At 44.2% G+C, this 12661-nt stretch carries 9 protein-coding genes; 2 read left to right on the top strand and 7 right to left on the bottom strand.

Annotated elements, in window-relative coordinates; genetic code table 11:
* Positions 1-20 precede the first annotated feature (20 nt).
* From R7P74_RS06740 to yccS, 3 genes are all read right to left on the bottom strand, one after another.
* Positions 21-323, bottom strand: a complete 303-nt coding sequence (locus R7P74_RS06740; protein ID WP_031781170.1) for a hypothetical protein — start codon at positions 321-323, stop codon at positions 21-23.
* Between the two features lie 80 nt (positions 324-403).
* Complete coding sequence (locus tag R7P74_RS06735) at positions 404-634, bottom strand: hypothetical protein (RefSeq protein ID WP_005376575.1); 231 nt, start codon at positions 632-634, stop codon at positions 404-406.
* 189 nt (positions 635-823) lie between these two features.
* Positions 824-2977, bottom strand: a complete 2154-nt coding sequence (gene yccS, locus R7P74_RS06730; protein ID WP_031781171.1) for a YccS family putative transporter — start codon at positions 2975-2977, stop codon at positions 824-826.
* 323 nt (positions 2978-3300) lie between these two features.
* Here yccS and helD point away from each other — a divergent pair, with 323 nt between their 5' ends.
* Positions 3301-5370: a DNA helicase IV gene (gene helD / locus R7P74_RS06725; protein ID WP_005376572.1), complete on the top strand. Its 2070-nt coding sequence runs from the start codon at positions 3301-3303 to the stop codon at positions 5368-5370.
* A 77-nt stretch (positions 5371-5447) separates the two neighbouring features.
* On the opposite strand, the gene R7P74_RS06720 is transcribed toward helD, so the two are convergent.
* Positions 5448-5903: a methylglyoxal synthase gene (locus tag R7P74_RS06720; protein WP_005376571.1), complete on the bottom strand. Its 456-nt coding sequence runs from the start codon at positions 5901-5903 to the stop codon at positions 5448-5450.
* A gap of 64 nt (positions 5904-5967) precedes the next feature.
* Positions 5968-7017, bottom strand: a complete 1050-nt coding sequence (gene torT / locus R7P74_RS06715) for a TMAO reductase system periplasmic protein TorT (protein ID WP_080960073.1) — start codon at positions 7015-7017, stop codon at positions 5968-5970.
* 43 nt (positions 7018-7060) lie between these two features.
* Between torT and torS the strand changes: the two genes are divergently transcribed.
* Positions 7061-10024, top strand: a complete 2964-nt coding sequence (torS, locus tag R7P74_RS06710) for a TMAO reductase system sensor histidine kinase/response regulator TorS (protein WP_225473023.1) — start codon at positions 7061-7063, stop codon at positions 10022-10024.
* 50 nt (positions 10025-10074) lie between these two features.
* Here the strand turns inward: torS and R7P74_RS06705 are convergent, their stop codons facing one another.
* Complete coding sequence (locus R7P74_RS06705) at positions 10075-10266, bottom strand: hypothetical protein (protein ID WP_005376565.1); 192 nt, start codon at positions 10264-10266, stop codon at positions 10075-10077.
* Between the two features lie 18 nt (positions 10267-10284).
* Positions 10285-12639, bottom strand: coding sequence for a fatty acid cis/trans isomerase (locus R7P74_RS06700; protein ID WP_225473024.1), 2355 nt, complete (start codon positions 12637-12639; stop codon positions 10285-10287).
* Between the last annotated feature and the right edge of the window lie 22 nt (positions 12640-12661).

Here is a 12661-nt window from a genome sequence, read left to right as displayed (position 1 = left end):
ATAATTTGACGTTAAATCGCCTAAACGTGGATGTCTAGCAAGCTGCCAATGATTTCATTGTTTTTCTCTATGGCAGACGCGCCAACTCGGTTATAACCAGCGGCTTGAGCTAGGTTGAAGAGAGATTCAACTTTTTGAGAGGGAAGGCTAGGTGTTGAGGCTGTTATTGCGACATCCGCAACCGCAGCTAAATCGATGTTGTGATCAGAAAGTTCTTCTTTTACCTTACTTACATTATTGTTAATGCCATGTGCAGCTTTCTCGGCCATTTGTTGTGACATCTGAACGATGTGGTGTCCAGATTGAATTCCTGATACAGGCATATCACTACTCCCAACATTATGATAGTGAGAGCATAGGTGGAGTTTATAAAACGTTCAAGTGTTTTATATCAATGACTTGATTAGGCAAACAGTTTGGCAAGCATTTCTCTTTCTTCACCAGATAGAACCGGTTTTTGCGCTTTATTTAGTTTCACGCTGATCTCACCTTGTAATGACTTTAACTGACTTGCCGTTAAATCACTGAGCTTTTGCTTAAGTTCATTAAATTGTTGTGCGTTCATCTCAATACCTTCGTCGTGATTCGGTTTATCCGTCGTTGCCCGAAATTCTTCATCCTTTGGATACAACATATTTATTCAACCAAAATAGATTAGAATTTGATCGATTGCTTTTTGTCCGAATATTGTCAAGGTGTGTTAAGTGATACGTCAGATTTTTCCTAAGAAGGTACATAATTACCCACTTTGGGGTAGATGGAAACGTAAAAAGAAAAAGGGAAGCGATATAGCGCTTCCCTCTTACATATGGTTTGAATGTTACTAACTTACCCTGACGGCAAACTTACTAGCAAGTGAATGAAGCTCTGGGAGCATGCGATAGATAAGATGAAGTTGCTGCAATACCATGCGGGCAGAGCTGTCGTCTTCATCGCGCCATTCGTTTAAGCGTTGCTCGAGTCCAGCATCATCAATATTAGATAGGTCACACTCCTCACAATGCTGGTGAAGCTGTTTATGAAGTACATCCAGATGCTGATGAATACAACGGTGAGCATCTAAAACGAGTTTATGAATTGACTCATCTTCGATGCGAGTTCTGTGCGCGCCTAATGCAGAAATATAGTTCAACATTGCGTGATTTAACGTTAGGAAGCGAAAACTTTCATCAACAGCTGCGCGATATTTGCCAGGCTCCGCCAGCATCGTACTAATCGCAGAAGAGAGTGAGGCATCATTATTGTGGGCCTGGCGGCGAGCGATACGGTAACTCAAATTGTCTTTCTTGCCGATTCTATACTGACCAATGATCTGATCGAGATACTGCTTGTTCGCCTCTATCGCATCCGACATAACTTTGTGAAGCCTTCTCGACTGCCAGTCGGGCAAAATAACTAATACAGCTCCTACTGCAAGCACACACCCGATGAGGGTATCTGCTAGTCGAGGAAGGACAACTGCGTAACCTTCACCTAGTTGATTAAATAAGAAGAGGACGAGCAGTGTAATAAAACCAGTCGCGTACCCATAGTTGTTCATCCGGAAGGCGAAAAACATTACACCAGAGATAACGATAAATACTAACTGGCTTTCTTGAGAAGGGAAAAAAGTCAGCAATGGTACACCAATCAACAAACCAGCTAATGTACCTATTACTCGCGCCGTCAATTTTTGGCGAGTGGCACTGTAGTTCGGTTGGCATACGAATAAAGTGGTTAAGAGTATCCAGTAACCTCGGTCGATGTTGAATATTTGAATGATTCCATAGCCAATCGTTAAGGCAATTGACATACGTAATGCATGCCGAAACAGCATCGAATCTTTGTGTAAATTTGCTGATATACGCTGCCACATCGCTTTTAGCGTGTGTGGGTTGGTATCGGCGAGGGTATCTTCTTCGAGGCCTTCAACATCTGGGTTGTTAATGTTATTAAGCTGTTTTTCTACCGTCGCTAAGTTATTGAATAAATATGTTAACTGCATCAGAAGACGTTTCCAGTGCCCTTGCTTTTGTTCTTCTAGATAAGCAAGAGAGTTTTGTACTTCAGCTAATGCCAGAATAGATTGATCGGTATGGGAGTATTCATTTCCTAGCTGAATGGCTAGTGCAATATCACGACACGCTTGGGCTTGAGACTCCAAAAGATATTTAAAACGAAACAGCACATCAGAACGTTCAAATTCGGTCGCTAAATCCTGATAGCGATAATGGCTAGAACTGACTCGTTCGTGAATGTCTTGAGCGATGAAATAAATATTTAAAAATCGGTCACTAGGCCCATCAATGTGACCCCGTTTCGATCGGTTAAGTAATGTGGTTTTACAAACGTTTAGTGCCGTAACCGTGGCAGCATTGCATTTTGCAGCTTCAATCCGCAGCGGTTGTGGCGTCAAGTTGGTCACAGGGTGAAAAAGCTTGGCTTTCGCATCAAGATAATTCGCCATTTGGAAGAACACATTGGCTAGGCTTTGTTGCACCGGTTGAAGGGGCCAAAATATCTGCCAAATCATGGACATGAAGTAATACCAGGCGGCACCAGTCAAAAGCAGTAGTGGCTGAAACCAAATGTTGGTGCTTTCATGTGCGCCAAGCATAGTATAAATAGCGATCAGCAACGAACCAAAAGCAATACTCGCGTACTTAGGACCTATCGCCCCAAGAATGATGAAGCCGAAGGTTGAGATAAATAATCCCAACGCAAAAGCCCATGGGGTATCGAACAAGATTTCAATTGAAAAAGCAGCAAGCGCAAAACAGAGAAAGGTGAGAATCAGCGCCTTGATGCGCCCAGTGAAACTATCATCACTCTCTGCCAAAGCAGCAGCAATAACGCCCAGTATTAGCGGCGTGATCAGCGTGTTTTGCTCGAAGTACCAAGTCGGGATAACTACACCCAGTAAGGTGATTAGGATAAGAACGCTGTAATTTATGGTCTTGTTTGCCCAATAGAGCCGAAATTTAGAAGTTGCTTGCACAATGCGCCTTATGTTTCCGATGAAGAACGGGGGAATACTACCAAACCCACTATAGCGCGTTTATGATTTACTTTAAGAAAAATTCGTTGTTGCTGATAAAATCAACAGGGATGTCATTGACTTATACTAAAGCAGCCACGCAATGTGTCTATAATTGTAAAGTCAGCTTCAAATAGAATGAGCTTTAGGTTACTAAATCGACAGTAATGTGAATTTTATTAAAGAATAAAAGAAGATGCTTACTTAGGTGCTCGCCATTGCTACAATTTGGCGCCTTAAAATGATATAAATCGACAACTTCTAAATTAAAAGGCGCACGTTTCATGCAGCTCACTGCCACTAGCAAAGCACAGTTTTTTATTCAAAATGAGTACCATCACGTCGAAATAAAAGAGAACAGTGTTTTATTAAGCTCAATAGGCAGTGAAGAACATATTCCTTTTACGATCTGGAATGGCAAAGTTAGCGTAAAGCGTGGGTTGTTATGGAGCTCTTTGCAGTTTTTTGCTCATGAGCACGAAGGCAAACAACAAAGTTGGCTAGTACAAGGACTACCGTGGCCACAATGCCGTAAGTTTGCTCTTGAAGCTGTTCGTCAGTATCAAGAATGGCACAACACTCAGTGCCGAAAACTGGCTGAGTATCTACCTAAGTGGGAAGAAGAGCTTTACAAACTAAAGCACTTGCCTGCTTACTTATCGCATTCTCAAGTGGTCTCCTGGGTTGAAAGTCTTAACCAAGAGTTAAGCGAGATGAAAACCACCCTAGAAGAAGCCAAAATGCGAATGCCGAATCGTATGTCGCAAATAGAGCCTTGGCTCATTGATACCTCTGAGGCGCTTGGTGAGCGTAATCGCGATTGGCTAGAAGCAGAACGTCCAAATTGGGAAGTGCTGTTTAATCAAATTGAATCCTCTCCTTTGAATTTATCCCAGCAATATGCGGTATTACTCAACGACGACCACAACTTAGTTCTTGCTGGTGCCGGCTCGGGCAAAACCAGCGTTTTAACCGCACGAGTTGCCTATTTGTTGCAAAGCCATCAGGCTCAAGCAGAAGAGCTTCTCATGTTAGCGTTCGGTCGTGATGCGGCGACTGAAATGAAAGAACGCTTAGTAGATAAAGTGGGCATGGCGGCAGACGGTGTGCGCGTCAACACATTCCATCAGTTGGGCTTGTATATTCTTAAACAAGTCGAACAGCAACCTGTCGAAATTAGCCCTTTAGCGTTGGACGAAAATCAACGAACGGCATGGTGTGTAGACTGGTTGAAAAAACATTGGATGACACCCACCAACTTTAAACGTTGGCAAAAACATTTAGACAAATGGCCGATTGCGTACCTAAAAGGGGATGATGAGTTAGGAAGCCATTCAGAAAATCCAAAACTGATCGCTTGGCTAGATTCGCAGCTGTCTCATTTAGCGGCGGTAGGGTTGACCAAAAAGCAAGTACAAGAAAAGCTCGTAAACCACCAAGACTATACGCGTTTAAATAGTGAACTCGCCTTATGCTGGCCATGTTTTACAGCGTGGCAGAAAATGCTTAAAGAAAGCAACCAAGTGGATTTCCCAACCATGATCAGTCGTGCGACAGATTATGTGAATAAAGGAAAGTTTGTCTCGCCATGGCGCTTTATTATGGTCGATGAGTATCAAGATATCTCTCCAGACCGTCTGGCATTGATTGAAGCACTGTGTGAATCCACTCAGAAACAAGCAGGTGCGACGTTATTTGCTGTTGGCGACGATTGGCAAGCTATCTATCAGTTTGCAGGAGCGGATGTCGATCTTATCACTGGTTTTAAAGAACGCTTTGCTCACTCAACCGTTCATCACTTAGATACAACTTATCGTTTCAACAATCAGATTGGTGATGTAGCGAATACATTCGTGCAGCAAAACCCATCGCAGTTGCCGAAAACACTAAACAGCCACAAACAACGCAAGCAGAAGAGCGTACATACCGCGCCGAGCAATCAAGTGGAAAAGATCTTGGATCACTTGAATCAACAAGCCAAGCAAACCAAGTCAGTTTTATTGCTAGGACGTAACCATTATCATAAGCCCGATTTGTTCGACGATTGGTTGCGACGTTTCCCTAATCTCGATATTCGCTTTATGACTTGCCATGCGAGTAAAGGACGCGAAGCAGACTTTGTGATTATTCTTTCTGTGGATGAGGGGCAATTCCCCGCTAAGAAGAAGCAAATTCACATTGATGGTGCGTTGACGGAGTCCAAAGACAAATTCCCTTACGCAGAAGAGCGCAGGCTATTTTACGTGGCGATTACACGTGCGAAAGAGAAGGTTTGGATCACGCATACTGGCGCGGGATCTGCATTCGTTCAAGAGCTCGTTAATGGTGACTATCCCATCGTGACTTCCCGTTAAATGCAACGTTTAGAATGTTAAAAACAGCAAGGGCGATACTTGGTATCGCCCTTGCTTTATTTGGTTGGCATCAAAGCTTACATGCGCTCAGCAAGATAGGCTTCGTAATCCGGTACTTCGATGTCTACTTCTTGCTCAAGAAGAGGGGAGTTAAACAGGAACTTAGCGGTGGCTCGGTTCGTTGCTACAGGAATATTCCAAACACTAGCAATACGAAGAAGCGCTTTAACGTCTGGGTCGTGAGGTACGGCATTCAGTGGATCCCAAAAGAAAACGAGAACGTCGATTTTGCCTTCTGAAATGAGAGCGCCTAGTTGTTGGTCACCGCCCATCGGACCACTGATCATGCTCTTAATCGCAAGTCCAGTTTCTTTACTCAGCATGTGTCCTGTCGTGCCAGTTGCGTAAAGGAAGTGACTCTGTAGCTTTTCTTTGTTTTCTTTTACCCAGCGAAGTAGCTCAGGTTTGCAGTTGTCGTGAGCAACCAAAGCCACATGTTTATGGGTTGGCATGGTACGAATGGTTTTTTGCATCAAGATGTTTCCGTTTGTATGATTTTAAAATTGTTGTGACTCAATAGAACACGTTTTTGGTCTTTCAATCAACAGCCTTAACACGGAATGTCGGCCTATATTCTGACGGAGATAACGATTCTTCGATCGTGTCATCATGAAGCGTCTTCGGAGTCAGTGGTTTGATGGTTGGTGAGGCATGTTTGTCATACGCTTCCCCTCTTAAGTAATGCGTTGCTTGCATCACGGAAAGCCGACCTTGCTGCACCATTTTATCTGTTGGTGCGAAGAGCACTTTGTTACGTAACAGGCCTCGATATACACCATGACTTAAGTACACAGAAACTAAACCGATCTCCTCAGCTTTGCCGGCACTGCGCAGCTCACTGATGGCCGCTTCAATCGCCACTGCACTGCCAACAATGTAATCTATATTTCCCATATCGATCACACGTTGAACTAGGTTACGTTGTAACTCCTTGTCGTTGTCTGCCCAAAATGAGTCAACAATGTTGATATCACTTCCTTGTATCGCTTCATAAAATCCGGCAGTAACGGGTTTCGTACCACCACGAGTTCGCGGCCCCAAAAGTAAGGCAATGTTGGTTTTTCCTGACCCCTTTGGATGGCGAGCTGCCAAATATTGACCCGCTTCGTATCCCATCCAATGCCAGTCAACACCAACAGTCCCTTTTAGCAACTCACTTTGTTCTTCATCCAAGTCGAGTTGGTTCACAGTAGCAAAAACGGGAGTATTCCCCACCCAATTTTTAAGTGAGTGCTCGTAAGCCTGTGGGTCCACGGTCCCAAGGATAACCGCATCTGCTCCCCATTGGTTACACAGTGCGAGTTGTTGTTCTTGACGGGTTTTGTTTGGGTAGCCGCCCGCTTCAAGGACTCGTAGCTCGACACCTTCTCTTTTCGCTTCGGACACCATTCCATAGTTTACTGACAACCAGTATGAATCCTTTAGGTGAGGGTATATTGCACATATTTTCTCTGCGGCAACCGCTGGCAAAGAAGCAACGAGGGTTAAAGTGGCTGCAGAATGTTTGAAAAATGTGCGAAATGCGTGTTGATTTTTAACCATGAAATGAAGTTCGTTGGCATAGATTAAGTAAACACTGCAAAATATAACGTAATATGTCGCTGAACACGAACATTAAGGTCATGAAAATATGCTGCTAGCAACTGCAAGCATCGGTCGTAAACTTTTGTTGTCTTTCATTGCGATGGCAATACTGGTCATGTTATCGGCACTTATTGGTGTGTCTGGATTTTCTTTGGTTGCCAAAACCGAAAGAAATGTCGTGGATTCTGCGATTCCCGCCATGATTGAGGCGAGGCAAGTCTCTGAGTTGAGTACTCGTATTATTTCGTCTGTACAAATGTTGTCGAACGCAAGAAACGAACAGGAAAGAAAGGAGTCAGGGCGAGTGCTGTTCGAACAGCTCGAGTCTTTACTCACTCACATCAAGGAGCTCGGGAGCGAGTCGTTCGATTCTCAATTGTTAGAAGCTTTAGAGAATAACGTCCAGAACGTTATCGACAATTTGGCAGAACTCGGTGTTTCGGTTGAAAAAAAGCTGTGGCTTGCAAAAGAGATAGATACTCGTGTTGAAGAAATGCGTCTGCTCAGTGAAGAGCTAGAACAACTAACTCGTACGCAAGTTCAGAATACAAGCACCATTGCTGTTGCTAACGTCACGCATATTTATGACTTATTAGAATCGAATAAAAAATCGCAAGTTTATCAGGCGCTAGATGCACTGGTGGAGGTCGATCTTGATCTGACTGAGCGATTGCATGAACTGCACTTGTTGGCCTTTAAAATGTTGAATCAGATTGAAGAGGCTCGGACATTAACGAATATTGAGCGAATTCAACAGGTTCAAAGTGATTTCGATAGCAACCTCAAAATCATGCAACGCCGTGTACTCGCTGTGGAAGATCCTACGCGCTCTAAGCAAATGAGCCAACTGCTCATAGAGCTTGGTAAGCGTCAGGTCGTATTTTCTATACTGATGCAGCAATACGAGAATAACGAACAGTCACAACAACTGATGCAAAATACATTAGAGTTGTTCTCAGAGCTTAATGGCACGGTCAACAAATTGGTTGATGATTCAAACAAAACCACTACCGTCGCTGTAGACCAATTGACCAGCACACTGAAATTCGCTCAGTGGTCTCTAACCGTTATTTCAATTGTTGGTTTGATTGTATTGGTGCTGATTTTATGGCGTGTGGTGTACCTTTCTGTTGTGAAGCGGTTAGCGGAATATTCCGCTGCGTTACTGTCTGTGGCACAGGGTAACTTAGCGGTTGAGTTGGAAGTGAAAGGCAAAGATGAGTTGGCGCATATGGGGCAGGCCATCATCACGGCTCGTAATACCGCGCAAGCACTAAAAGTGGTAGCAGAGGGTGAAGCTCAAGCCAAGCGAGAGCTTGAGGAGCATAAAGAGCATTTAGAAGAGCTCGTTGAGCAGCGCACCTCGCAGTTAAAACAAGCAAACCGCCGTTTGAATGAAGAGGTTTTGAATCACGCTAAAGCTCGCAAGCAAGCAGAGCAAGCGAGCCGAGCAAAATCGGCTTTCTTGGCGACGATGAGCCATGAGATAAGAACGCCAATGAACGGAGTGTTGGGGACAGCACGCTTGTTGATTGACTCAGGCCTCAACCCAATTCAAAAGCGTTATGCGGAAATCATTAATCGTAGTGGTAAAACGTTGCTCGCGATCCTTAATGATGTACTGGATTACTCCAAGATTGAAGCGGGGCATTTAGAAATTCGTCACATGGGCTTTGATTTACACCAAATGGTGGAGGACACTTTCCAGTTAATGAACAGTCGAGCACAAGAGAAGAAGCTGCTGTTCTCCTACCATATTGAAAGTGATGTTAGTCGCTACTGGAAAGGGGATGTCACCAGAATCAGTCAGGTGCTGAACAATCTTGTTGGTAACGCGATTAAGTTCACTGACGAAGGAGAAATTGATATCTACGTTAGCCTGAACCCAGAGGACGAGTCGCAAGTCCTGATTGAAGTATCAGACACTGGAATAGGAATTGCCAAAAAATACCAGAGAACGTTGTTTGATGCCTTCACGCAAGCTGAAGGTGGGATGAGCCAAACTGGAGGCACGGGGCTTGGACTTGCTATCAGTAAGCGAATCATTGAAGCGATGGGCGGTGTTTTAGAAGTCGATTCCGAAGAGGGAAATGGTAGCCGATTCTGGTTCTCTATTCCGTTAGAGGAAAGCGAACCTGTTGAAACAGGAACCGTGGCAACCGCACGTTGCAAAGTGAAAGCAAAGGTCTTGCTGGTAGAAGATAATGAAGTCAACCGAGTGGTCGCGGAAGGTTTTCTAGAAAGCATGGGGCATCAAGTCGTGATGGCAGAAAACGGCTCACAAGCAGAGCAACTGATCAGCACACAAGATTTTGATATCGCTTTGGTCGACATCAACCTCCCTGATTGTGATGGAACTGAGTTGATCCAACGCTTAAAGCGGATTGAGTGTGATAAGCCGGCCAATAAAGCGCTTGCCGTCACGCCAATGATTGCAGTGTCTGCGCACGTTTTTGCGGAAGAAGTTGAGCGCTATCTAGCCGCTGGTTTTGACGGATACTTGCCTAAGCCATTGGCAAAAGAGGCACTCGCGGCATTGATTCTGGATGCGCTAGACGGAAAGCCGTTGTTGTTGCCACAAAATGCCGACTGTACCCCGTTTGATCAAATTTCGCCTCAAGAACAAGAGCTACAATCAAAGGTCGTTCAAGCACCTAAAACAAAGGAACCCGATGTGGTTATCATTAATCCGAGCGTGATTGAGTCCGATATGAAAATCTTGGGCAGAGATAAGATGTTGCACATTATTAATCTGTTTAGAGCCACCAGCACCGATGTATTAAGCAAGCTGCAAGCGTCTGCTGAGGACAATGATAGTAAAGAAGTAAAGAACCTTGCCCATAAATTAAAGGGCAGCGCGGGAAGTTTAGGACTAACTGCGCTAATGAACGCTTGCCAAGCAATTGAAGCCGCGCCTCAACCTCTAGATACCTATAATGCGACTAAAGATGATTTAGTTTCTCAAGTGTCTGCATCAATTCAAGCTCTGGATGAGTTAATGTCGAAGTAATCCATCGAGCATTGAAAATAAAAAAACCTCCGGCTTTCCGGAGGTTTTTTCTATTCGGTCATGTCATCTTCCCACTCGAATCGAGTGTCTAGGGCATAAGGGTCATCATCAAAAGGATGTTCCACTTTGCCACGCAAGTATTCGAGTTGATGCTCAAGCATATTGACCGTTTCGTAGTCTCCCTCAGAACAAGCAACGTAAATCTGTTGTTCAAGAGCGGCAATGTTATCTCGGATACCCATGAGAACCCCCTTAAATCATCATCGATTCTCAAAACGATTATAGTCAAGTAATCCAAATTCGATCGGTTGTTTTGTACGGTACCAATTGTGTAAACGATCGCTAAATGACCAGAATTTTTCTGAGCTTCTACGAATCGCAAAATTATCCAATAACTTAACGTAATCGGACTCGTTTTGGATGGCACTAAATTGATCGACAAAATCTTTTACTTGGTTTTCGTTGATCGAGAAAAATGCCGCAGGGTAGCTTCCCACAACGCCGCGTACAATGGTCATATCATCGTTAGCAAAGTCACGGTTACTTTCTTCATCAAACAAGCTAGAGATGTTTGTGTGTGCATTGTTGTGAAGTAAGGTGAACAGTTCATCTTCCCCTGATTGACTTCTCACCATAAGCATAGTGATTTGCGGAACGGTTTTTAGGCCTTCACCACGAACGTGGTCAATACGTTTTAGTTGCTTTTCACTACTCGCAGAAAGAGCCGTGTCTTGAATTTCGTAGCGAGGCAGAAGCACATCTGAAACATGTTCGCTCAACAACTCCACCAACTCCGTTTTTGGATCGTCACTCTTATACTGAACGCTGGTTGGTTGGTTAAACGGCTTCACATTTCGTTGTAAAAAGTCACTCAACTGCGGGCTTTGATCTTTATACCAGCTAGATTGAAGTTCATGGCGCATATCGGCGGGTAACAACGAGATAAAGTTACTTTCGCCTTCTAGACGCAAGAAGTCCATAAACATTCGTGTCATGAGCTGATGGCCGAAGTTACCGTAAACGTCAAACCCAGCAACAAGCAAATAGTGGATACGCTCTAGTAACGCGTAGTCAAGAATCCACACTGTTTTAGGCTGCTCACCAACTAAACCTTGAACAACAGAAGCACTATCAAAATGGCGGAATATCGTTAATGCCGCATTATGGTTGGTGCCATTACCATCCCAAATTACATCGGTGGATAGGTTTTCACCTTCTTTAAACCAGTTATTAGTGAACTCAGATTTAGCCTCTAGGTAGCGAGCTTGCTGGCGCGCGTACTTGACCCAGTTGGTAACAGGTAGCGTGTTACTCTCTTGTTCTGCCGGTAGTTTTAGATTATCAGCCTGAGATCGGTAAAACTCATTTACTTCTGGGATGTCTGCTTTATCTGGATCAAGGAAAAACACCCAAAAGCGATCATTGATAACATTCAATGCCAGTTGGCCACGACAAACTGGGCCTTTGATGTATGCCATTATTGTATTTTGTGCATTATCTAGCATGAACTTAAAGCGCGACTTCACTGGAAGGTCGATGAATGATGTCATCGGGTTTGCAGCAACTTCTGGTTCATAACTCGGTAGCTGACTAACCATGTAATCAGCATCAATAAACCAAGTTTTCCAGTTCTCTATGCGTTGCTTGTTTAACGCGAATGGCATGTGAGTTTTATCTACTATGGTCCCTTGCTCTGGAATAATTCGATAAAACACACGTTCAACCCCTGGATCATCGTACGGGCGACGCGTTGAAATACGTTTGACGGGCTGTCCTGGTGGTGTCGCAGAGCGGACGAGCGTGAAGAATCGGGGATCTTCATCGAGTTCCGAAAAGTAGAGATGAGATAAAAACAAATGCTCATATATATACCTAGCCATCAGCTGATTTTTCAAATCAGAGTGGTTAAGTAATGTTTCGTACTTATCTATTTGCGCTTGCTCATTCTCACTAACAGGTTGGTGAACGTTCATTATTGCGCCGTTTTCCAACCAAGTCATGAGAGTGTGGTATTCACTGTTTGATAGATTTGGCATACCAAAAGGCATGCCCCAGGTTGGGTTATCCTTTTCGTATTGCTCGTATTCTTCAATCGTTGGACAGGTTTGCTCTCGGTCTATCGAAAAGTCAAAGCCTTCTAACTGGACTTGGTCAGGCAATGGGTGGCGCTCTTTTTGCTGTAGCAAACGTGCGATAAGGCCTGCGTCAATGTTGGCTGCCATGCTTTGATCACGTTCGTTGAGAACCGGATGAAAACCCGCATCGCGCCACTCTTGGGTTGTTTCTGCATCTTCGAATAAGCGTGTTGGTACTGCGGCTGTGAGTCTTGTTCCTTCATATACCAGTGCTTTACTCGCACCACGGTCAATGCCTTCAACAGAAGAGAGCTTAAGCTGACATGGTGCATCGTAGCACGCGTGGCAGACGACACAGCGGTTATCCATAATGGGTTTAACTTCGCTTTGGAAGAAGTTTGCTTGAGGGGTTTCCACGTCAACTGTGCGTTCACGCACGAGCTGTGGACCAAACAGTTGGTCATAGTTAAGACCAGCATAGGTTGCACAGCCGGCAAACAAAGTAGCAATGCAAAGTGTAAAAATTAAGCGCAAATTCATTGAGTTATTTTACGTGATTAGA

The sequence above is a fragment of the Vibrio sp. 2033 genome, assembly GCF_033339735.1.
Note: the sequence above shows the minus strand (reverse complement) of the source record. Positions and strands in the feature narration are given on the sequence as shown.

What these genes read in the sequence shown, in the direction of transcription:
- R7P74_RS06740 (WP_031781170.1), bottom strand. Translation starts at nt 323, where the DNA reads ATGCCTGTATCAGGAATTCAATCTGGACACCACATCGTTCAGATGTCA.
- R7P74_RS06735 (WP_005376575.1), bottom strand. Translation starts at nt 634, where the DNA reads ATGTTGTATCCAAAGGATGAAGAATTTCGGGCAACGACGGATAAACCG.
- R7P74_RS06705 (WP_005376565.1), bottom strand. Translation starts at nt 10,266, where the DNA reads ATGGGTATCCGAGATAACATTGCCGCTCTTGAACAACAGATTTACGTT.
- R7P74_RS06720 (WP_005376571.1), bottom strand. Translation starts at nt 5,903, where the DNA reads ATGCAAAAAACCATTCGTACCATGCCAACCCATAAACATGTGGCTTTG.
- torS (WP_225473023.1), top strand. Translation starts at nt 7,061, where the DNA reads ATGCTGCTAGCAACTGCAAGCATCGGTCGTAAACTTTTGTTGTCTTTC.
- helD (WP_005376572.1), top strand. Translation starts at nt 3,301, where the DNA reads ATGCAGCTCACTGCCACTAGCAAAGCACAGTTTTTTATTCAAAATGAG.
- R7P74_RS06700 (WP_225473024.1), bottom strand. Translation starts at nt 12,639, where the DNA reads ATGAATTTGCGCTTAATTTTTACACTTTGCATTGCTACTTTGTTTGCC.